This window comes from Undibacterium hunanense (assembly GCF_014284335.1).
In the GTDB taxonomy this organism is placed as follows: domain Bacteria; phylum Pseudomonadota; class Gammaproteobacteria; order Burkholderiales; family Burkholderiaceae_D; genus Undibacterium; species Undibacterium hunanense.
The window spans coordinates 308,416-330,764 of the sequence record NZ_JACOGF010000001.1; the positions used below are offsets into that span (position 1 = coordinate 308,416).

Genomic DNA, 22,349 nt, shown 5'->3' on the forward strand with positions numbered 1-22,349 from the left:
AATTCCTAGTTATCGATCAGAAATGTCTTAATAATGCATTGAAATTATTAATTCAGCAATTATATTTATCAATAATTTTGGCGATGTTTGTTTTTTTAAAATAAACAATTTCATAACGGCAACCATCCCAAATACAAAAAGAATAGAACAATCCTTCAGCAAATGCGCGCAGCACATTTTCATCACAAGCTCTTAACAACTTCCTCCACTTTCTTTAATCTTTGTCATTATTTTGCGCTAAGATAAAGCCCGTTCGGGATAATTGGCTAAATGTCGCATCCTCGGCCCCGTACCTATCCTCCAACAATTCAAGTTTGTTTATTTCCATGCTGTTATGTTGTTAATTAATACAAGGAATTTCTCTCATGAAAACTTTTGTTGCACGCAAACGCCTGACACCTTTGATGCAAGGTGCGCTGATTACTTGTGGCCTGTTGGCGGTACCGCTGTTGACTACCGCGCAGACCAAGCCGGCGGCTGGTACGCAGGGTAAGGCTGCGGCACCCGCCAAGGGTGGCGCGCAGGTGGTCAAGGCGCCGGTTGCGCTGGCGTTTATTGATGTGGCGACCAGTGCCAGCGATATGCCCAGCATGATGAGTGGTGCTGCGCAGGGTGCGCAATCTGGTGGGTTTTTTGGTGCACTGGGTGGCATGGCACGTGGGGCGACAGGTAGCAATGACAGAGGTAATGTGTTTGGCAATACCCATTCCATGGGTTTTAGCAGCGGCAAGTATGTAGATGTATCGGTATATACCAGCAAAAATCCTTCGCTTGGCGAAGCCACGCAGGCAATACCTGCAGGAATGAATCTGGGCGAGAGTCTGAAGCTGATCGCGTCGGTACCGGACAAACCTGTGACTTACACACCTTCTGAAGAAACTCCTTCAGAACCAACTTATGAAAAGCCCAAGGGCAAAATTTCGATTTACTGGGGTTGCGGTGAAACCGTGCGCCCCGGCCAGCCAAGAACCCTGGATGTTGCCAAGTCTTCGCCAGAAGACTATGCCAAGTTTTTTGTCATGCGTGGCAAGGTGACCAAAGGCGCACGTTCGCAACCAGGTAATCCATCCTGGCCCAACAAGGTGGATGACCGCAAGGTACCGGATACGGCATCGCTGGTTGGCCAGCATCAGTTTGTCGGCAATGGCATACCAGACAGCTTCAAGGTCAGCCTGGGTTCGGCGCAAGACTTGATGGCACCGATAGAACTGGCACAAACCAAGAAGGATGGTGGCGTTAATCTGGAATGGAAGTCAATCGCCAATGCACGCGGCTATTTCATCAGCGTCATGGGCGGGCAACAGTCTGGCAATAGCGACAGTGCAGAAGTCATTGTCTGGACATCCAGCGAATTGCCTGATTTCGGTTTTGGCCTGGTGGATTACCAGACAAATGCAGACATCGACAAGTGGATCAATGAAAAAGTCATTTTGCCTTCCTCGGCAACCAAGTGTGATGTTCCTAAAGGTATTTTTGGGGAACAGGGTGCGGGAATGCTGCGTATGATTGCCTATGGTTCGGATGCATTCTTTGCGTATCCACCCCGCCCTGCTGATCCTAAAATCGCATGGGAACCAGACTGGCAAACCAAGGTAAGGGTAAAATCCACGTTCAGTTCGATACTGGGTGGCATGGGCGATATGGGCGGCAGACGTTCACAGCAATCTTCACAATCACCACAGCAACAAAAACCAGAGCAAAAAGAAGAACCTAAAATCAAGCCAACAGATGTCTTGAAAGGCTTGCTTGGTTTCTAGAAAATTCTGATCGGAATCAGAATCAGAATCAATATCAAGACAGGCGGACACAGGATGTGCCCGCCTTTTTTATGCCTGCAACATAAATACATCAGGGTGCATCAGTACCCTCTTTGTACATCAATAGTCAATGGCAAGACGCCACTTTGCCGGTAACGCAGGATGTTGCCAGCCACGATCTGTGATGCAGTCTGTCTGTCGGTAGGTGCAGAACAATGCGGCAGCAATGTGACACTGGGGTGCTGCCACTGCCATTGCGACACAGGTAAAGGCTCCACTTCAAACACATCCAGCACGACATGGGCCAGATGCCCGCTATCCAGCGCTGCATGCAAATCAGCGTCATTGATGATGGCGCCACGGGCAAAATTGATTAGCGACGCGCCTTTGGGCAAGGCTGCGAGCGTGCTGGCGTTTAACAAGCTCCTGGTGTCCGGGGTCAGTGGTAACAGGCACACCAGGATGTCGGTCTGTGCCAGCATGACAGGCAATTCATCTGCACCGGCAAAGCAGTTGACGCCGTCTATCGCTTTGCGATGGCGGCTCCAGCCTGCTACCTGAAAACCCGCACGCAACAGGCTGACGGCGGCAGCTTCGCCCAAAGCACCCAGGCCCAGCAAACTTATGCGTCTTTGCTGGGGGCGTACATAATCAAGAGCTTGCCAGATTTGCTGCGCCTGCTGCTTTGCATATGCAGGCATATCGCGATGCAGGTACAGCGTCCAGGCCAGTACCGCTTCTGCCATGGTATTGGCCAGTTGCGGGTCTACCAGACGCACGATTTTTAAATGGGTATCGCCCAGATCCACCACCAGGCGCTCAACCCCGGCCCAGACGCTGTGTATCCATTCCAGTTGCGGCAGTTGTTGCAGATCAGCCGGATTGGGGTTGGCGACAATGGCGACCTGGCAGGCTAGCTTGTCTTCATCACTCATGGCATCAAAAGCAACGATGCGCTCTGCCGGCATGGCAGCCTGCAAAGCGTTGACCCAGGCACCGGCCTGCGCATAATTGGCGGCAGCAATGAATGGGATGGGAGTAGAAATACCAGAAGTAACTGCGCTATTGCTTGGTTTCATTTATCGTACACATTCTCCAGGTTGTTGAAACCCTTGATTTCTATGGGGTTGCCAGATGGGTCAACAAAAAACATGATGGCCTGCTCGCCAGGCTCCCCTGCAAAACGCAGGCTGGGTGGCAGTACAAAATCCACTTTTTGTTCGATCAAACGATCTGCCAGCGCCTGCCAGTTCGGCATCGCCATGATCAGACCAAGGTGGGGCATGGGTACCAAGTGTTTGCCAACTTTGCCGGTATTGGTGGTGGCGAACGGTTGTCCCAGATGCACGGAAATCTGATGGCCGAAAAAATCAAAATCCACCCAGGTGTCAGTGCTGCGCCCTTCCCTGCAACCCAGTACACCGCTGTAAAATTGCCTTGCCTGATCCAGATCGTGTACATGGTAAGCCATGTGAAAAAAAGTCTTCATCGTCATCCTATGTGTTGATGCACTGCATGCGCAATCACCACATGTTAACGTGTTATCAGCTTGTAGTGTGCTGCGTCAGTGCATCGGCACGGCTATTCTTATGGCGCGGTATCCATTTTATTTGAATAGTCTCAAACAACTGGCACAGCGCCTGTACCTGCTGCCGGTATTCAATCATGCGCGGCAAGCTGCTATTTTTATGTTGATTGACTTCATCAATCACGACCTGACTGTCACCATGTATCAGCAGTTGGCTTACTGCATGCTTGTGCGCCTGTTTCAATGTCAGTATCAGGCCACTGAATTCGGCATCGCAACTATCACCATATTCCAGATGCTCTGCATATTCAAATACCTGTCCATCCGGCGCCTGCAATACGCAGGCAAAACGACATTTCCCGGGATTGGGTACGGCAGAGCCGTCAAACCAGGCCAGCCAAGCATGTTCGCTGACATTCGGCGCTGTCTTGATACGTCCGCTTTTTCTGTCTGCGGCTTTTTCTGCCCGCCTGGCTGTCTGCAAAACCTGTTGCTCATTCGCCTGTTGCAGACGTAAGACTGCAAGTTGGGCTATATTGCCAACATCGGCCTTTGTAGCCCCGAGCTGCAATAACTCTTCCAGTGCCTGCAAGGCGGATATCTGCTCTCGCTTTGCCTGCTGCAAAGCGAGCTTGCGCTCTGCACGGGTGGCAATTGCAACAAGCTGCGCATAGGTGAAAGGGGTATTTTCCATGCTAAATCTGCAAAATAACAAGAGTATGCCATTGATGGTCTGGGCTGTCTGAGGCTGCCCTATTTGCACCAGGCCAGGTCAGGTCCTGCTTGCCTGTTTTTCAATGTCATGGCATGTCCTGATGTGTCCGCCTTTGGTCGCTTTGGCGACTGGCAAATGCAGGGCAAACTGTTATCCTGATTGTGATTATCATTCCACCATACAGGAGCCACACCATGCTAGAACTCAGACCCAACTGTGAACGTTGCGACTGCGATTTACCACCAGCATCACCTGACGCACGCATTTGCACATTTGAGTGTACATTCTGTGCTGATTGCGTAGAACATCATTTGCTGGGTGTTTGCCCCAATTGCGGCGGCAATTTTGCGCCCCGGCCAATACGGCCAGCCAACAAGCTGGAGAAAAATCCTGCCTCCACCGTGCGTGTAAGGGCAAAATAAAGACCGGCAGCTTAATACAAATTTCATGCAACACTGAATACTCTCTATCCCGATACCATGAGCAACTCTGTCCTCAGCCCACGCCACATCCTGATTGCTGCTACCGTCATTCTGTTATGGGGCATGAATTTTGTGGTGATCAAGATCGGGCTCAAGGGTATACCGCCGTTTCTGCTGGGGGCATTGCGTTTCATGCTGGTTGCCTTTCCGGCGATCCTGTTTTTGCCGCGACCGAAGGTGTCCTTCAAGTTATTGCTTGCCTATGCCATGTTTATCAGCCTGGGGCAATTTGCCTTTTTGTTTTCCGCCATGGCTGTTGGCATGCCTGCAGGCCTGGCGTCACTGGTTCTGCAAGCCCAGGCTTTTTTTACAGTGGGTTTGTCTGCCATGGTATTTGGTGACAAGCTGCGTGCCAGCAATCTGGCAGGCATGCTGGTGGCCAGCATGGGCCTGATCTTGCTGGGTAGTGCCAGCCTTGGCAATACTGCCAGCCAGGTCAGCGTTGCCGGCTTTGTGCTGACCTTGTGTGCCGCATTGTCCTGGGCGAGTGGCAATGTCATTAATAAAAAAATCGGCGTGACCAATGTGCTGAGTCTGGTGTCCTGGAGTGCGCTGGTCCCCATTCTGCCGTTTTTGTTACTGTCTTACCTGTTTGAAGGCGGCGATGTCATGCTGCACAGTGTTGTCAACATGAGCTGGTCATCCGGCCTTACCATTGTCTATCTGGCAGTAGCAGCAACACTGATAGGCTATACCTTGTGGGGCAAATTGCTGTCCAGCCTGCCGACACACCTGGTGGCGCCGCTAACGCTGATGGTACCGGTAGTTGGTCTGACTGCTGCCTGGCTGCTGGTGGATGAAGCACTAAGCCAGAAACAGATAGCCGGTGCAGCCATTGTCATGGCGGGCTTGCTGATCAATGTGTTCGGCCAAAAACTGACTGATCGCCTGCGCCTGGCATTTTCTTGAATACTGATTGAACGATGATACGTCGCCAGCCTGTTTATTTTTTATTATTGCCCGATACGCTCTTGCTGGATCTGGCGGGACCGGCAGACGCCTTTCTGTTTGCCAATCGCTATCAGCAGGATATTCGTTTTGAACTGATATTTATCAGCCCCACTGACAGTATCAACTGCTCCATCGGTCTGCAATTAAGTTCCTTGCTGCCATTGCCAGATGTACTGGAAGACAATGCCATCCTGGTTTTGCCAGGTCTCAGTGGTGACAAGGTGCAACATACCAAAGGTGAAGCACGGACTGCCATACAATGGTTGCGTCAGCATGTACATGCCAGGCATAAACTGATATGCATCTGTTCAGGCGCCCTGCTGGCGGCCTATGCAGGCCTGCTAAATGGGCGAAAAGCCACTACACATCACAGCCACTACCAGGACCTGGCAAGCATAGACAGCTCCATCCGTGTTGAAGAGAACCGTATTTTTGTGGAAGATGGCCCGGTCAGCACCAGTGCCGGTGTCACGGCCGGTATTGACCTGGCCTTGCATACCATCAGTGAACTGGCGGGCCCTCTGGCGGCCAGCGCCGTGGCACGCAACCTGGTGGTGTATATGCGCCGCTCTGGCAGTGATCCACAGTTGTCGCCCTGGCTGAAATACCGCAACCACCTGCACCCAGCCGTCCACAAGGTACAGGATGCCATCACCAAAGACCCATCCCATGCATGGACCCTGCAAGAACTGGCCAGCGTCGCCTGCACCAGCACACGTCATGTGACGCGCCTGTTCAAGCTGCACACGGCTATATCAGTCCAAACTTATCTGACTTCATTGCGCCTGTCACTGGCAGGCAAGTTTCTCAGTGATACTGACTGGTCAATAGAAAGAATTGCAGAGGCATCGGGGTTTGGCTCTGCACGACAATTCAGACGCGTCTGGCATCAGCATTTTGCTTCGCCACCTTCAGCCTTCCAGCAAAGATAAATTTCTGTCAACACACCCTGATCTGTCCATATCAAAAACAGCTTAAAAACAACTTAAGACAAACTTATTTAGCTGATTGATTAGCTGAACATGTGCATAACCGACAGTATCGACACTACCGCAATTGCGTTAAGATAAGCCATATTCAATTTATTCTGCCTTTATGCGTACCTGTCCCAAATGCAACTATATTCGCAAAGAAACCGACAGTTGCCCTGAGTGGCAATGTCCGTCCTGCCAGGTTGCCTATAACAAGGCGGCCGATTTGCAAGGTGCGGGTAGCTACGGCAACAACCCCCGTCGCCATGTCAATACATCTGCCGACACTTCTTCCAGTGCATGGAAATGGGTAGTACTTGTCCTCGTCCTGGCCGGTGTCAGCCTGCAAAGTTATTCAAGCTGGAAGAAAACCCGGGCCCATAGAGCCGAAATGAGCCAGCAGGCAGCAACATCACAGCCAGTGATTGTTTTATACGGCACCACCTGGTGCGGCTATTGCGCTGCCGCCCGTGAATTTTTCAATGCGAATGGTATTGCCTACAAAGACCTGGATGTTGAGAAATCCAATGAAGGCTATCAGGCTTACAAGACCCTGGGCGTGCAAGGTATCCCGGCCATCGTCATCGGCAACGATTTGATAGAAGGTTTTGATGAAGGCAGAGTACGTAAAAAACTGGAACCCTGGTTACGTAAAAGCTGAACCATAAATTCCCTGAAGGAGGCTGTATGAAAGTAATGCCTGCAACACCCTCAATACGTGGATTCTTTCCAGCCCTGGCTGTAGGGCTGGGCCTGTTCTATGCGCAGACCAGCCAGGCTGGTAACAGCATACAGGACCTGCAGTGGCTTGGCGGTTGCTGGCAAGCCACTGGTGCAGTAGAACCTGGATCAGAAGAACACTGGCTGGCACCCGCTGGTGGTGGCATGCTGGGCATGGGCAGGACAGTACGCAAAGGCAAGATGGTCGCCTGGGAATTCATGCGCATACAAGAAAACGCTGACAGTCTGGTCTTCACCGCCATGCCATCCGGCAAACCGGAAGCCAGTTTTCAACTGCAGACACTGGAAAAGCAAAAAGTTGTTTTTGAAAATCCAAGACCTGAATTTCCACAACGGGTCATTTACCAGCTCAACGCCGACGGCAGCTTGCTGGGTCGTATCGAGGGCATGATCAAAGACCAGTTGAAAGGCATCGATTTCCCCATGCAAAAAATAGCCTGCACAAAATAAGGACCGCAAGACCTGGACCTGATTCAGCTGTTTTTAGAAAAATTCGGGAAACATGAAAAAAGGGGCTCACGCCCCTTTTCTGTTTTGTCTGGATTGTATTGAATTACAGCCCGGTGTGTTTGGCGATAAACGCCTTCATCGCCTGTACATCGGCAGCCATGACTTCAAAACGCTGAGGCAGGCTTTCGATATTCTCAAACCCGGCTGGTCGTTCTGCATCGCGGTCCAGAGCTTCACGTATGGTTTCATTGAACTTGGCTGGCAATGCGGTTTCCAGCACGATCATGGGCACGCCTTCTGCGATATGTTCCAGCGCGACCTTGATACCATCTGCCGTATGGGTATCGATAGTGATGCCGAACTCTTTTTCTACCTGGCGTATGGTCTGCAGCCGATCTGCATGGACTGATTTGCCAGACTCAAAACCAAATGCAGCGTTTTTTTTGAATTCATTGCCATCGCTGCCTGGCTGGCCCGACAGATCAAAACCGCCTTCGGTTTCCACCTTTTTGAATAGTGCAGCTACCCGTTTGGCATCACCACCCAGCAAGTCAAACACAAAGCGTTCAAAATTGGATGCCTTGGAAATATCCATCGATGGACTGGTGGTATGCCAGGTTTCTGCTGATTTTCGTACACGGTATACGCCAGTACGGAAGAACTCATCCAGCACGTCGTTTTCATTGGTGGCCACGACCAGTTTGTCAATCGGCAAACCCATCATGCGGGCAATATGGCCAGCACAGATGTTGCCAAAATTACCGGACGGTACCGTGAATGACACCTTTTGATCATTGCTGCTGGTAGCGCTCAGATAACCACGGAAGTAATACACCACCTGCGCAACCACACGTGCCCAGTTGATGGAATTGACGGTGCCAATCTTCTGACGATTCTTGTATTCCAGATCATTCGATACTGCCTTGACCATGTCCTGGCAGTCATCAAACACGCCTTCTACGGCGATGTTGAAAATATTCGGGTCTTGCAGGCTGAACATTTGTGCAGTCTGGAAGGCGCTCATCTTCTTGTGTGGTGACAGCATGAATACGCGTATACCCTTCTTACCGCGCATTGCATATTCGGCAGCACTGCCGGTATCGCCAGATGTGGCACCAAATATATTCAGCTCAGCCTGATTTTTTGCCAGTGTGTATTCAAACAGATTGCCCAGCAACTGCATGGCCATATCCTTGAACGCCAGCGTAGGGCCATTTGACAAGGCCTGCAAAACCAGTTTGCGACCACCTTTGTCCTGCAATACACGCAAAGGGGTTATTTGCACAGCAGATTCATCTGCACGTGCATTTTTATACACATCGGCAGTATAGGTTTTGTCTGTCAGTGCTTTCAGATCTGCTTCAGGGATATCGGTGGCAAATTTTTTCAATACCTCAAATGCTAGGCCGGCATAAGACAGCTTGCGCCATGCATCGAGTTCGGCACCAGTGATTTGCGGATAAGAAGTCGGCAGATACAAGCCACCATCGGGAGCAAGACCACCTAACAGGATTTCAGAAAAATTTTGAGCTGCGGCATGCCCGCGTGTTGAAGCGTATTGCATAAGTCGTCAGAGAAGAGGAAGGAAATTGAGCAAATATTCTTCCTATTATAGCTTTCTTACGCCCTTTAAACCTCTGTAAATTTGGTGAAAATCCATTTTCATGCATGCTTCATTCGGCCACCAGCATTTCCGGATGCGAGTAAACCACGAATCCGTGTTCACGCACAAAGCCGATCAGGCAGATGCCGCTACGCTCGGCAATATCAATCGCCAGTGCCGTTGGTGCAGAAATGGCAGCCAGAATGGCAATATTGGCATGTGCCATTTTTTGCACCAGTTCATAGCTGATACGGCTGCTCATCAACACAAAACCCTCATTTCCTGCATGGTCGCCATCACTCATGGCACCGATCAGTTTGTCCAGCGCATTGTGGCGTCCGACATCTTCGCGCAGCAGACAAATATGGCCTTCCAGGTCTACCCAGGCAGCGGCATGCATGGCTCCGGTCAGGATATTGAATGGCTGTTGTATGCCAAGCGCCTGTATGGCTTTCCGCAGGCTGGACTTGTGCAGCATGGGGGCGACACGTCTGCCATAAGATACCGGCGACACTTGCGCCGGCAGGGCTTGCAGGCTTTCTATACCGCACAGACCACAACCGGTGTTACCAGCCAGACTACGGCGTCTTTCCTTTAATCGCGCGAAGCAACTGGCAGCGATATGCAGATGCACTTCCACACCCAGCGTACCTGGAGTTTCCCTGCATTCGATATCGTAGATATCGCCGAGGTCATCAATAATCTGTTCGGACAGGCTAAAGCCGATGGCAAAATCTTCCAGATCCACCGGTGTCGCCAGCATGACCGCATGCGAAATGCCATTGAATACCAGGGCCACGGGCATTTCTTCTGCCAGTTGATCACTGATGTCCTGCTGTTGCGGGCTGGCATAGATATGCCTTTGCACCTGACGCACACGAATGGCGCGTTCCAGCGCGTTGTCACTTAAGCTTTCATTTACTTTATCGCGTCGCATCTTGTGTCGCAAATCATGTCGTCAATTGTGTCGCAACTGTGCGCCCTTCTTCTGTCAGCACCACCAGGCTGCGTTCGCCGTCCTGTTGCAGGCTTACCCAACCGGCTCCTTGATGCTGGCCCAGTTGCTGCTCGCCCAGATAAGCGATGCAACGCAGCAATGTACTTTGTCGTACCTGCAAACGTTTGCTAAGGCGCGCCAATGACACCGCCCCGGCCTGGTTTGCCAGTTCTGCCATTAATGCAAACGCAAGTTCATCCTGCTTCAGCACTGCCATTGCTTCTGCGGCCTGCGGTTCAGGCCGGATTAGCGCCTGTGGTATCTCTTCATTCATTGGCCACGGCAGCTCGCAGGCTATTGCCATCATGTGCAGTAATTATCACAGGTATGGATTTCGAAGTCGGCGTCCTTGCGTGATCAGCAAAACTCGACAAGGGCACCAGGCCATTGGTTTCCGGGAAATATGCTGCCAGGCAGGCACGTGGAATATTGTATTCCACCAGCATGAAGCGTTTTGCCTGCCGCCTTGTCTTGTCATCGCACAGACTTTCCAGGTCTACCCAGTCACCTGCCTGCATGCCCAGTTCCTGTATGTCTTCCTTATTGATGAACAAAACGCGGCGCTCACCAAACACGCCACGGTAACGGTCATTCATACCATAGATGGTAGTGTTGTACTGGTCGTGCGAACGCATGGTCGCCAGGTTAAACACTGGCGACTGCTGATTCTTGCGCGCCTGATGGATGGGCAAGTCAACCGGCACTGCGTGGGCATTGAAATTCGCCTTACCACTGCCGGTCACCCAGACCCGCTCTGCTGCAGTATTGCGCAAATGAAAACCGCCGGGCACGCTGACGCGGGTATTAAAATCGGCAAAATCATCAAATACCGCAGCAATCTTGTCGCGTATACGGCTATAGTCCGCCACCAGCCAGGCCCACGGGGTTTTGCTGCGGTCTTTCAGTGTCGCCTGCGCCAGCCGGGCAACGATCATGGGTTCAGACAGCAAGTCTGGCGCAGCAGGCGGATTGATGCCGGAAGACAGATGCACCATACTCATGGAATCTTCTACCGTTACCGCTTGCGGTCCGGTTTCCTGCATATCGATTTCCGTGCGTCCCAGACAAGGCAGGATCAATGCCTCCTGGCCGCAGATCAGGTGACTGCGGTTTAACTTGGTGGTGACATGCACGGTCAGCGCGCAGTTGCGCAGGGCACGATGTGTCAGCTCAGTATCTGGCGTGGCCGTAGCAAAATTGCCGCCCATGCCAAAAAACACCTTGCCGCTTTCATTCAGCATGGCTTCAATGGCACCAACGGTGTCATGGCCATGCTCACGTGGTGGAGTGAAATCAAACACCTGCCCCAGACGGTCCAGGAATGCTGGCTTTGGTTTTTCCACGATACCCATGGTGCGGTCACCCTGCACATTGCTATGACCACGCACCGGACAAGGGCCAGCACCAGGCCGGCCAATATTGCCGCGCAAAAGCAAGAGATTGACGATCATCTGTATCGTGGCAACGGAATGTTTGTGCTGTGTAATGCCCATGCCCCAGCAGGCAATCACCTTGCCGGCCTGCATGTAGATATCGGCAGCGCGCTGTATCTGTGCACGTTCCAGACCGGATTCACGGACGATGACATCCCACTGCTCTGCCATCACATCTGTCGCAAATTGTTCAAAATTGGCCGTGTGCTGCGCAATGAATTCCACATCAATAATGCGGGGCTTACCTTCAGCATGGGCCTGTGCATCTGCCTCCAGCACACATTTGATCATGCCTTTAACACTTGCCAGGTCACCACCTATCTTCAACTGAAAATAATCGGATGAAATATTGGTCGACTGGTCGGCCAGCATATCCAGTGCATTTTGCGGGTTCTGGAATTTTTCCAGCCCGCGCTCACGCAAAGGATTGAATGACACGATGGCAGCACCGCGTTTGGACGCAGCACGCAATTCACCCAACATGCGCGGATGGTTGGTGCCAGGGTTTTGCCCAAAAATCAGGATGGCATCAGCCAGTTGAAAATCAGACAACAAGACAGTACCCTTGCCTACTCCTATCGCTTCACGCATGGCAAAACCGGATGGCTCATGGCACATGTTGGAACAGTCGGGAAAATTATTCGTGCCGAATTCCCGCACAAACAACTGATACAGGAAAGCAGCTTCATTACTGGTACGGCCAGATGTATAAAAAATACCATCGTCCGGACTTGGCAAGGCATTCAGGTGCTTAGCAATCAATTCAAAAGCCTGGTCCCAGTCTATGGCCTCGTATCTGTCCGTGGTCCTGTCATAACGCATGGGATGCGTCAGGCGCCCCTGGGCTTCCAGCCAGTGATCGGACCTGGCCGACAATTCCTGCACAGTCAGAGAAGAAATCAGTTCCGGACCAGCCCGGCGGGCAGTCGATTCAGCCGCCACGGCCTTGGCACCGTTTTCGCAAAACTCGAAGGTGGAAGTATGGTCGGCATCGGGCCAGGCACAACCGGGGCAATCAAAGCCATCCGGCTGATTTGCAGACAAAAGTGTCAGCGCACCTTTTTTGGGTATCCCCTGCTCAATGATCTGCTGCGCCACGCTTTTCAACGCACCCCAGCCACCGGCAGGTCTGTCATATACCCGGACTACTTTTTTATTACTCATACCAACCTTGTATTCATATTCAAGAATCACACAATCCGCTTCCCTACTGCGAAGCAAACCATGTTCAGTTTCAGTATAAGGATATTACCAGAATCTGTTGTCATGAAAGAATTCTGCCCCTGCCGCTATGCGCTAACAAAGCCTGGCAGCACTGGTGACAAGTTTAGCGTTTTAACGATGTATTACCACCAGCAAGGCCTTGGCTTCCGTCTTGCCGATATTGCGTATGGCGTGATTCTTGTCGGCCTCATACCTTGCTGTCGCTCCCAGCTTCAGTTTCTTGCGACTGCCTTCCACCTCCACTTCCACACTGCCATGCAACAGCGTCAGATGTTCAGAGGCACCCGGGTCATGTGAATTTGATACCAAAGCGCCTCCAGGTGAAAGCGTCAACTCATACCATTCATATTTACCAGCCAGCTCCATCGGCCCCAGGATACGCAGGACATAACCGGCATGTTCACCCGGCAGTGTCGGGGTTTCATGCGCTTCAAGTACCCGTATCGGGTCCAGTTTTGGTGATTCAGATGACAATAATTCTGCTATGCCAACACCGAGAGCATTAGCCAGCCGCCAGGCAACTGCAATCGTGGGATTGGCCTTTTCCCGTTCTATCTGCGACAGCATGGATTTGGACACCCCTGCCGTCCGCGACAAATCCTCCAGCGTCAGGCCGCGTTCAAGACGCATTTTTTGCAAGGTTGCGCCCACTTCTGGCGGTGTATTGGGTAAAACTTTTTTCATAGAGGCTCTTGCATCACTAAAAAAGCTGGATTAATATTCGATATATCGAACTTTAGTTCTAGATATCGAATTATTCAATTAATTCGGGAATTATTACAATAGTGTAACAGTGCGCGGCCACAAGCAGTGACACTTTCGCAAGCAAAACAGGCAAACAAACTTGGAGACCCCTATGAGCCAGAACCAGTCCAGACAACATTTCTTGAGCAGTTTGGCAAGTAATCTCGGCACTTTGCGTGAACAAGGCCTGTACAAACCGGAGCGCGTCATTGCGTCGCGCCAGGGTGCACAGGTCACTTGCGATGATGGCAGACAATTAATCAATCTGTGCGCCAACAATTACCTGGGCTTGTCCGGCGACGAATCCATGGTGCAAGCCTCGATTGCTGCGACCGAACAATATGGTTACGGCCTGTCATCCGTACGCTTTATCTGCGGTACACAGACCGTGCACAAGCAACTGGAAAAAGCATTGTCCGAATTTTTGGGTACTGAAGACTGCATTTTGTATGCAGCTGCATTCGACGCCAATGGCGGCGTATTCGAACCCCTGTTTGATGAAAACGATGCCATCATTTCCGACGCACTGAACCATGCCTCCATTATTGACGGCATCCGCTTGTGCAAGGCAGCACGGTTCCGCTATGCACATAACGACATGGCCGACCTGGAAGCGCAACTGATAGCCGCAGCCGACAAACGTCATCGCATCATCGTGACGGATGGCGTATTTTCCATGGATGGCACCATTGCACAATTGGACAAGATTTGCGACCTGGCCGACAAATATGATGCCCTGGTGATGATTGATGAATGCCATGCGTCCGGCTTCATGGGCAAGACCGGTCGCGGCACCCATGAACATCACGGCGTACTGGGTCGCATCGACATTATTACCGGCACACTGGGCAAGGCGCTGGGCGGTGCCATGGGTGGTTTTACCGCCGCACGCAAGGAAGTGATTGACACCCTGCGCCAGAAATCACGTCCGTATTTATTCTCCAACACACTGGCACCCTCAATTGCCGGTGCCTCGCTGTCGGTATTGGAACGCCTGTCGACATCCACAGCCCTGCGTGATCGCCTGCATGAAAATACAGCACATTTCCGCCGTGAAATTGCCGCATTGGGCTTTATCATCAAACCCGGCACCCATCCGGTCGTACCCGTCATGCTGTTTGACGCCCCGGTTGCCCAGAAATTTGCTGCCCGCCTGTATGAACTGGGCGTACTGGTAACAGGTTTCTTTTATCCTGTGGTACCGATGGGCCAAGCCCGGGTTCGGGTACAGTTGTCGGCAGCGCACACAACAGATCAACTCAATACAGCACTGGCCGCGTTTGCCCAGGCTGGTCGTGAATTAAACATCATTCAATAAGGAAAGTCATGGAACGCATTTTAGTGATTGGTGCCAACGGCCAGATCGGCAGCGAACTGGTAGAAGCGCTGGCCATACAGCATGGTGCCGATAATGTGATCGCCGCCGACATCAGGCCCACCAGCCTGTATGGCGCAAAAATCTATGAAATCATTGACGTCCTCAATACCGACAGGCTGGCACAGGTCGTTGAGCAATATCAGATCACCCAGGTGTACCAGTTGGCTGCGATGCTGTCTGCAACTGGCGAACAGGCGCCCTTGAAAGCCTGGACCCTGAACATGGATGGCTTGCTGAATATCCTTGAACTGGCACGCCTGCGCGGCGAAGCTGGCAAACCACTGAAAGTGTTCTGGCCATCTTCCATTGCCGCCTTTGGCCCAAACACGCCACCAGTCAATACGCCGCAATATACGGTGATGGACCCCAGCACGATTTATGGCATCAGCAAACTGGCAGGCGAACGACTGTGCGAATATTACTTCCAGAAATATGGCGTGGACGTACGCAGTATTCGCTACCCGGGCATAATCAGCTATAAATCTCCTCCGGGTGGTGGCACGACTGACTATGCGATTGCGATTTTCCATTCCGCATTGCGTGGCGAAAGCTATGAATGTTTCCTGGAAGCAGAAACCACGCTGCCCATGATTTACATGCCAGATGCCATACGCGCCACCATTTCACTGATGGATGCACCGGCCACCAAACTTTCTATACGTTCTTCTTACAATGTCGCCGGATTAAGCTTTAATCCACGGGAATTGGCGTTTGCAATCAAACAAAATTTGCCCGCGTTTGACATACACTACGCGCCAGACAGCCGCCAGGCTATCGCTGCCTCGTGGCCACAGAGCCTGGACGACTCGGTAGCGCATACAGACTGGGGCTGGCAAGCACAAGTAAGCCTGCAACAACTGGTGGAAGACATGCTCAAGAATATTCATGTTGACCAGAAAGGGTTGAGCAAGGCTGCATAAATAAAAATTAATTGAGACAAGTCAAAGAGGCAAATGATGGACATGCGTGTATTCGAATTATTTAAAATAGGCGTGGGTCCTTCCAGTTCCCATACGGTGGGCCCGATGCTGGCCGCCCGTCGTTTTTTGCTTGATGCCAGTGACTTGTATAAAACCAGCAAGATACAAATTGCCCTGTATGGATCACTGGCATTGACAGGCCATGGCCATGCCACCGACAAGGCAGTCCTGCTGGGCCTGATGGGCGAAACACCGCAAGACATCATCCCTGAAAGCGTGGATGAAAAACTGGCTGCGCTCGCCAATTCAGGCAAAATGAATTTACTGGGTGAATACCCGGTCAAGTTCGACATCGCCACTGACCTGCTGTGGCACAAACAGGAAGTGCTGCCCGGCCATCCGAATGGCATGAAGTTTATGCTGACGCGCAATGATGGCAGCAGCTTTGAAAAAATCTATTATTCCACTGGCGGCGGCTTTATCTATTCTGCTGAAGAATTGGCCAATCCCGGCGCTGACGAAAGCGGCAACAGAAAACCCCTGCCCTACCCGTTTGCCACCATGGCAGAATTGCTGGCCCATGGCAAACGCAGCGGTCTGTCGATTTCCAGCATGTTGCGTGCGAATGAAAACGTATATTGCAGCGACCAGGAACTGGATGCCGGCATCGATAAAATCTGGGCTGTGATGAAGGGCTGCATATCACGCGGCCTGCAAATATCAGGCGAATTGCCAGGTGGCCTGCACGTCAAACGTCGCGCTGCCAAGCTATGGCGTACCGCCAATGAAACAGCCGATGTATTGCCCCACGATGGCATGCACAGGGTCAGCCTGTATGCCATGGCCGTGAATGAAGAAAATGCGGCCGGTGGTCGCGTAGTGACGGCACCAACCAATGGCGCAGCAGGCATCATACCGGCAGTGTTGCGCTATTACGCAGAAGATTGCAAACCCAGCGACCCTGAGCAAGGTATACGCAACTTCATGTTGGCAGCATCAGCAATAGGCATGCTGTGCAAGAAAAACGCCTCTATTTCCGGCGCAGAAATCGGTTGCCAGGGTGAAGTTGGCGTGGCATGTGCGATGGCTGCTGCCGGCCTTACCGCAGCACTGGGCGGCAGTAATGAACAGGTCGAGTCTGCAGCAGAAATCGGTATAGAACATCATCTGGGCATGACTTGTGACCCCATCGGTGGCCTGGTACAGATCCCCTGCATAGAACGCAATGGCATGGGTGCCGTAAAAGCCATTACCGCAGCCTCGCTATCTTTGCGCAGCGACGGCAGCCACCATGTCAGCCTCGACGATGTAATTGAAACCATGCGCCAGACTGGTGCCGACATGCAGGCCAAATACAAGGAAACTTCATTGGGTGGGCTGGCAGTGCACGTGGTCAGTGTAAATTACGCTGCCTGCTAAATACCTGCCGACACCTGCCAACCTACCCTGCCTGCATCAAAAACAAACGGCCATCATGTGGCCGTTTGTTTTATCCTGCTGTATGAATATCAGCTTAAAAGCAGCTTAAGATCAGCTTAAGGTCTGAGCGAAAACCCCTTGCGTCCTGTTTGCCACAAGAAAAATGACCATGCATCCGCCTGGTCTGCCATGGCGTCTGTTTTCCAGGAATTCGCAAAATCCGTGCGAAACAGAACCGGGCGTGACTTGTCCGTATTCAGCATTTGTACACGTGCTGCAAATTTGCCCGTCATCCACACCGGTGCGACACCGGCACCAAACCGTGCTGTCAATAACATGGCAGGATAGGACGTGGCCTCGCGCAATTGCTGATACGGATTAGTAACAGCAATTGCATTCTTGCCACGCTGTGCCGCTTTTTTGTTTTTATCTGCCACCAGCGGCTCGGACAATAGCCCGGCACTTTGTACCGCAGCCAATAACTGTGGACGCTGACTGATGGCCAGCGCCAGATAACGCTGACCTGCGCGGGACTCTTGCGCCACCAGTTTTTTGGCACTCGTATATCCTTCACTGACCAGATAATCTGCGGCAAACAAGAACTCATCCAGGCCATCATTGGTGGAAGTTTTTTTAACATCGGCACTGTCAGGTACATAGATGATGGCCATCACGGCATCCTGTTCCAGCCATGCCAGGCGTTTTGCGTCATAACTCGCCAGGGCAGCAATGCCGGTGCCGGTTTCCATGCTCAACAGACAGGCGTGGCTACCATCAAGCTCCATACCTTGCGGGTACAGCAAAGTCATTGACAGTTGCTTGTCCGTGCCCGGCCTGGTCAGCGTCAAATGTTTGGTGGCAATACGATGAAAGCCTATTTGCGGGGAACGGAAAACCTCGACATTCTTTACTTCACCCGCTGGCAGCACGCGGTAAGACAAGGGAGCTGCATTGGCTGCTTCCAATACAAAGAGTGCACCTTCGTTTTCTGCATCAGCAGTCAGTTGGCTGATCTTGCCAGGATAAGGCAAATTGATTTCTTCCTTTTTATTGCTGGCCAGATCAATTTTCATCAACTTACTGAAACCTGCCTCTGCCACATGGGCGTATAGCGCATTTTTGGCGACTGCCAATTCCAGGACTTCTTCATCGCTGGCGACAAACAATTCCTTGGCCGTACTCAATTGCGGTGCTTTCAGGTCAAGCTTCAAAATGGCCCCGGCAGCCTTCTTTTTAGTCGAGACCAGATACAGGCTTTCGCCCGACAACCAGGCGTTTTTAATCTTGTCAGCCGGGCTCGCCAGACGTTGCCAGGCAGTGGCTGCGCCTTTCAACTGCTCCTGTTTGATCAAATACAGGCTGCGGTCCGGCGTATTCCCATGGCGCACCTCGGCCAGTACAAAGCTGGAATTGGCTGCAGTCTTGAGTGCGATGGCATCAGTCGCAGCAAATTTCCGGCTCTTGCTGACACCGGCACCGATCAGGGCCTGGTCTTCCCTGGCCTTTGTTCCCAGAACATGCTGCCACACAGCACCATTGTCAGCATCGGCCTTGCCTGCGCTTTTGGGGAAGAACAGCGCACTGCCATCTGCCTTCCAGGCCACTTCCCTGGCATTGGCAGGGATAGCACCGAACTCATCTTTCAGTAAAGAGGCATCGGCGGTCCGGATGATGCGCAGACTATGTTGCCGGCGACCATCGGTAGACAGCATGCCGACAGCGACATGACTGCCATCCGGTGAAGGGCTGAAAAAACTGATCACCCGCCCTGCTTCAGCCAATATCAGTATTTTTTCGCCCGCCGTACTGGCATTACGCATGAACAGGCCAGGCTTGCCATCACCCGCAGGTTTAACAAAGAACTGCCTGCCACGTACTTCTGTCAGATTGCCAGCACTATAGTCTTGTGCCTGCAAGTTCCTGAGCCTGGCCAGCAAGGCATCCCTGCCGTTGATACGGGACATAACCGCCTGACTGAAATCGGTTTGCCGCTTCATCCACGCACGCACCTGAGCATCGCTCAAGGATTCAAGAAAGCGCAATGCATCGCCGGTATTACCTATACCACCTGCATCACTGGCAGCAGGAGCAAAGCCAGGAGAAAGTGGTTTGGGCAAAGCCGGATAATCACCCCAAGGCTGCAACTGGGCCTGTGCCAGCAATGGCAACATCGCCAGTCCTGCCAATAAAATTGTACTTAGTCTTATCTTTCGTTTTACTGCCATAGCGGCTCCAAATTTGAATATTGGCAGGCTATTTACCGTGCCTTGCACTGTAAAAAATGTCTTTTCTTGCAAAGACGGCCATACCGTTCATGTTTCATTTCTTGAATTTCATCCCAGACTTTCTGCATTTCGTCGCAAACGCCTGGAAACCATCGCCGCCGGCCATTACAGTGCAAGCATAGCAAGATCACTGAAGGTCAAAAGGAGAAATAACATGAATATCGTCAAGAAAACCAATTTAACTGTATTAACCATTGCTGTATTTGCTGCTACCATAGTGCCAGTAGCAAAATATATTAATAAACTGAACGCAAGCAATCATGTTGCAACAGTTACAATCTCAGCACCAAGACTGACTGAACAACAAAAAATCGCATTTGATCTCGACCAGGCTGGAAACAAAGTGCATACCGTCTTCATCGCGGCGAAACGCCTGAGCAATGAAGAGAAACTTGCCTTCGATCAGCAAGACAGACAAATTCAGCAAGCAAAAGTGCGTACATACAAAAAACCGCAATTGCTCGTTTAATATATATAATGAAATAATTTTATTTCATTTAAGCAATTATTCCGGTTTGTCGCAGCACTTATTTTCTAGCAGGCAATCATGTTAAAAAAATCCATCGTCTTCTGCATGCTTTCTACTGCCCTGCTGGGTGGCCTTGCTTATAGCCAGGAACTGATGTTCATGGCTTCTGTGCCCAGCCAATACGATCAGCAGGACAAATCTGCAAGTTCAGAAATCATGCAGGAAGCACCGAGCGCAGCCGCACCACAGGCACCGGTGCAACTGGATAGAAGCGGTGTTGACCGTGCCTCAGTGCATTTGCAAATACTACAACAAACCAATATACATTTTTCTGACAATGTGCAGCCTGCAGCTACTGCGCCACAACCCAAGAAAACTGTCGCTGAAGATAAAAAAGCCCAGGCAAAGTCTGCCAGCAGTACCTGATTTCACCTTAGACACGGGTGCAAATGCATCTGTCTGATTTTCGCTATGAAATGCCGCATTCCTGTATGCGGCATTTGTTTTTTCAGCGCCCACCTTTCTACTTTTGCGCTACAAAGCCCCTCTGTCTATACGCTTGCTCAAAATAATCGAGGTTGAAGTTTGCCTGACGCCATCCAGCGCGCCGATCTGATCCAGCAATTTATCGAGGATTTCGGTACTAGGGCAACGCAAGGTCAGCATATAGTCGATGGCCCCACTGACGGCGCACAAGGTTTCTGTCTCTGGCAATTGTTGCAGATACCTGATTAATGCCGGCGCATAGCGTGCATCCACCGACAGTCCGACATACGCCCTGACCGCAGGCTGCGCCAGCTTTTGGTTGAGCTTCAGGCCATAGCCGGCAATCACATCCCGTTTTTCCAGCGCAGCGATCCTGGCGATGACGGTGGTACGGGCAATACCAACCGCCTTGGCGATACTGGTCACCGGCAACCTTGCGTTATCCATCAGCAAAGCCAGGATTTTATGGTCGATGTCATCAAGATCAGGTTTCATTTCGTCATTTCGCATTATTTATACTACATATTATCGTATGACCATGCATATTGACGATAAGTTAAACGCTATTATCTGACAAAACTAAGGCCTAGACTTCAATGTGAACTGTTTTACTACACCCCAGAAACATTCTCACAACACTCTCACATCAGGCTTTGGAGACAGACATGGCAACAAAATTGATACTTTTAGGTGCAGGCAAGATTGGTGATGCAATTCTCAATTTGCTATCTCATACCGGTGATTATCAAATCACGGTGGCTGACCGCGACCCTGAGCGCCTGAAATATGTGGAACAGGCGGGTTTTCCCAATACCCGCATCGTTCAGGCTGATCTGGGTGACAAAGCTGCTGTCACGGAACTGATTCGCGGACACAAGGTAACCATGTCGGCCTGCCCTTACTTTTTGACTCCCATCATCGCAGGCGCAGCGCGTGAAGCCAATTCCCATTACTTTGATCTGACTGAAGATGTGGAAAGCACACGCATCGTCAAGCAACTGGCTGAAGGTGCAGATTGTGCCTTTGTACCCCAATGCGGCCTGGCACCTGGCTTTATCTCCATCGTTGCCAATGATGTTGCCAAACGCTTTGAAACCCTGCGCGATGTCAGCATGCGCGTCGGCGCCCTGCCCACCTTCCCCAACAACGCACTCAAATACAACCTGACCTGGAGTACCGACGGCCTGATCAACGAGTATTGCAATCCATGCGAAGCCATCGTTGATGGTGAATTGCGCGAAACTGCCGCGCTGGAAGAAATTGAACATTTTTCGCTGGACGGCATCGATTACGAAGCCTTCAACACCTCTGGTGGTCTGGGCACCTTGTGCGAAAGCCTGCAAGGCAAGGTCCAGAACCTGAACTACAAAACCGTGCGCTACCCTGGTCATCGCGATATCGTCAAAGTATTGATACGCGACCTGCAACTGGGCAAACTGGAACGTCGTCCGATTTTGAAGGAAGTCATGGAAACCGCTATTCCCATGACCAAACAGGACGTGGTACTGGTCTTCGTCAGCGTGGTAGGTATGCGTGATGGCCGCCTGGAACAGGAATCTTATGCCAAGAAAATCTATGCCCAGCAAGTCAATGGTCAGTTATTGTCGGCGATACAGCTGACCACAGCGTCCGGCATCTGCAGCATGGTGGATCTGGTGGTTACTGGCAAATTGCCGCAGCATGGCCTGGTCCGTCAGGAGCAAACTGATCTGTCCGACTTTTTGGGCAATCGCTTTGGTCAATATTACGCGGCGTAGGCAAGAGACCAAGGCACAACGCCAGCACCGGCGCTACAA

General features: G+C 51.4%; 22 protein-coding genes. 12 read left to right on the forward strand and 10 right to left on the reverse strand.

Annotated features, from left to right (window positions below):
- Positions 1–365 precede the first annotated feature (365 nt).
- The gene (locus H8L32_RS01360; RefSeq protein WP_186945360.1) at positions 366–1,757 is read left to right on the forward strand and encodes a hypothetical protein; all 1,392 of its coding nucleotides are present in this window, start codon (positions 366–368) and stop codon (positions 1,755–1,757) included.
- A 101-nt stretch (positions 1,758–1,858) separates the two neighbouring features.
- Here the strand turns inward: H8L32_RS01360 and H8L32_RS01365 are convergent, their stop codons facing one another.
- The 3 genes from H8L32_RS01365 to H8L32_RS01375 are packed head-to-tail and all read right to left on the reverse strand — an operon-like array spanning position 1,859 to position 3,979.
- Positions 1,859–2,836 (reverse strand): 2-hydroxyacid dehydrogenase, encoded by a 978-nt coding sequence (locus H8L32_RS01365; protein WP_186945361.1) that lies wholly within the window; start codon positions 2,834–2,836, stop codon positions 1,859–1,861.
- Complete coding sequence (locus H8L32_RS01370; protein ID WP_186945362.1) at positions 2,833–3,246, reverse strand: VOC family protein; 414 nt, start codon at positions 3,244–3,246, stop codon at positions 2,833–2,835. The genes H8L32_RS01365 and H8L32_RS01370 overlap by 4 nt, the downstream gene beginning before the upstream one ends.
- Positions 3,247–3,301: 55 nt before the next feature.
- Positions 3,302–3,979, reverse strand: coding sequence for a ribonuclease HI family protein (locus tag H8L32_RS01375; RefSeq protein ID WP_186945363.1), 678 nt, complete (start codon positions 3,977–3,979; stop codon positions 3,302–3,304).
- Between the two features lie 215 nt (positions 3,980–4,194).
- Between H8L32_RS01375 and H8L32_RS01380 the strand changes: the two genes are divergently transcribed.
- The 5 genes from H8L32_RS01380 to H8L32_RS01400 all read left to right on the forward strand — a co-directional run bounded on the left by H8L32_RS01380 (position 4,195) and on the right by H8L32_RS01400 (position 7,595).
- On the forward strand, positions 4,195–4,422 hold the full coding sequence (locus H8L32_RS01380) for a DUF1272 domain-containing protein (RefSeq protein WP_186945364.1): 228 nt from the start codon (positions 4,195–4,197) through the stop codon (positions 4,420–4,422).
- Between the two features lie 57 nt (positions 4,423–4,479).
- Positions 4,480–5,391 (forward strand): EamA family transporter, encoded by a 912-nt coding sequence (locus H8L32_RS01385; protein WP_186945365.1) that lies wholly within the window; start codon positions 4,480–4,482, stop codon positions 5,389–5,391.
- A gap of 14 nt (positions 5,392–5,405) precedes the next feature.
- A complete protein-coding gene (locus H8L32_RS01390; RefSeq protein ID WP_186945366.1) occupies positions 5,406–6,365 on the forward strand; it encodes a GlxA family transcriptional regulator in 960 nt (319 codons plus the stop codon).
- A 163-nt stretch (positions 6,366–6,528) separates the two neighbouring features.
- Entirely contained in the window at positions 6,529–7,065 is a 537-nt protein-coding gene (locus tag H8L32_RS01395; protein ID WP_186945367.1) for a glutaredoxin family protein, read from the forward strand.
- Between the two features lie 26 nt (positions 7,066–7,091).
- The gene (locus tag H8L32_RS01400) at positions 7,092–7,595 is read left to right on the forward strand and encodes a DUF6265 family protein (protein ID WP_186945368.1); all 504 of its coding nucleotides are present in this window, start codon (positions 7,092–7,094) and stop codon (positions 7,593–7,595) included.
- Between the two features lie 103 nt (positions 7,596–7,698).
- On the opposite strand, the gene thrC is transcribed toward H8L32_RS01400, so the two are convergent.
- The 5 genes from thrC to H8L32_RS01425 form a co-directional block, all read right to left on the reverse strand.
- The gene (gene thrC / locus H8L32_RS01405; protein WP_186945369.1) at positions 7,699–9,159 is read right to left on the reverse strand and encodes a threonine synthase; all 1,461 of its coding nucleotides are present in this window, start codon (positions 9,157–9,159) and stop codon (positions 7,699–7,701) included.
- Between the two features lie 109 nt (positions 9,160–9,268).
- Positions 9,269–10,135 carry a formate dehydrogenase accessory sulfurtransferase FdhD gene (fdhD, locus tag H8L32_RS01410; RefSeq protein WP_186945370.1) on the reverse strand — a complete coding sequence of 289 codons (867 nt, stop codon included), beginning with the start codon at positions 10,133–10,135 and terminating at the stop codon, positions 9,269–9,271.
- A 13-nt stretch (positions 10,136–10,148) separates the two neighbouring features.
- Entirely contained in the window at positions 10,149–10,469 is a 321-nt protein-coding gene (locus tag H8L32_RS01415) for a helix-turn-helix domain-containing protein (protein WP_222619122.1), read from the reverse strand.
- Positions 10,462–12,792: an FdhF/YdeP family oxidoreductase gene (locus H8L32_RS01420; RefSeq protein WP_186945371.1), complete on the reverse strand. Its 2,331-nt coding sequence runs from the start codon at positions 12,790–12,792 to the stop codon at positions 10,462–10,464. Before H8L32_RS01420 ends, H8L32_RS01415 begins: the two co-directional genes overlap by 8 nt.
- A gap of 171 nt (positions 12,793–12,963) precedes the next feature.
- Positions 12,964–13,536: a helix-turn-helix domain-containing protein gene (locus H8L32_RS01425; protein ID WP_186945372.1), complete on the reverse strand. Its 573-nt coding sequence runs from the start codon at positions 13,534–13,536 to the stop codon at positions 12,964–12,966.
- A gap of 172 nt (positions 13,537–13,708) precedes the next feature.
- Here H8L32_RS01425 and kbl point away from each other — a divergent pair, with 172 nt between their 5' ends.
- Genes kbl through H8L32_RS01440 form a run of 3 tightly spaced genes read left to right on the forward strand, consistent with a single transcriptional unit; the run spans position 13,709 to position 17,313 of the window.
- Positions 13,709–14,914 (forward strand): glycine C-acetyltransferase, encoded by a 1,206-nt coding sequence (kbl, locus tag H8L32_RS01430; RefSeq protein WP_186945373.1) that lies wholly within the window; start codon positions 13,709–13,711, stop codon positions 14,912–14,914.
- A gap of 8 nt (positions 14,915–14,922) precedes the next feature.
- Positions 14,923–15,894 (forward strand): NAD-dependent epimerase/dehydratase family protein, encoded by a 972-nt coding sequence (locus H8L32_RS01435; protein WP_186945374.1) that lies wholly within the window; start codon positions 14,923–14,925, stop codon positions 15,892–15,894.
- A gap of 36 nt (positions 15,895–15,930) precedes the next feature.
- Positions 15,931–17,313, forward strand: coding sequence for an L-serine ammonia-lyase (locus tag H8L32_RS01440; protein WP_186945375.1), 1,383 nt, complete (start codon positions 15,931–15,933; stop codon positions 17,311–17,313).
- Between the two features lie 116 nt (positions 17,314–17,429).
- Here H8L32_RS01440 and H8L32_RS01445 read toward each other — a convergent pair whose 3' ends face one another.
- Positions 17,430–19,538 (reverse strand): prolyl oligopeptidase family protein, encoded by a 2,109-nt coding sequence (locus H8L32_RS01445; RefSeq protein ID WP_186945376.1) that lies wholly within the window; start codon positions 19,536–19,538, stop codon positions 17,430–17,432.
- Positions 19,539–19,752: 214 nt separating this feature from the next.
- On the opposite strand from H8L32_RS01445, the gene H8L32_RS01450 reads away from it, so the two are divergent.
- The gene (locus H8L32_RS01450) at positions 19,753–20,067 is read left to right on the forward strand and encodes a hypothetical protein (protein WP_186945377.1); all 315 of its coding nucleotides are present in this window, start codon (positions 19,753–19,755) and stop codon (positions 20,065–20,067) included.
- A gap of 78 nt (positions 20,068–20,145) precedes the next feature.
- Positions 20,146–20,493 carry a hypothetical protein gene (locus tag H8L32_RS01455; RefSeq protein ID WP_186945378.1) on the forward strand — a complete coding sequence of 116 codons (348 nt, stop codon included), beginning with the start codon at positions 20,146–20,148 and terminating at the stop codon, positions 20,491–20,493.
- A gap of 108 nt (positions 20,494–20,601) precedes the next feature.
- Here H8L32_RS01455 and H8L32_RS01460 read toward each other — a convergent pair whose 3' ends face one another.
- Positions 20,602–21,048, reverse strand: a complete 447-nt coding sequence (locus tag H8L32_RS01460) for an Lrp/AsnC family transcriptional regulator (RefSeq protein WP_186945726.1) — start codon at positions 21,046–21,048, stop codon at positions 20,602–20,604.
- A 170-nt stretch (positions 21,049–21,218) separates the two neighbouring features.
- Between H8L32_RS01460 and H8L32_RS01465 the strand changes: the two genes are divergently transcribed.
- Complete coding sequence (locus H8L32_RS01465; protein WP_186945379.1) at positions 21,219–22,310, forward strand: saccharopine dehydrogenase family protein; 1,092 nt, start codon at positions 21,219–21,221, stop codon at positions 22,308–22,310.
- The last annotated feature ends 39 nt before the right edge of the window (positions 22,311–22,349 follow it).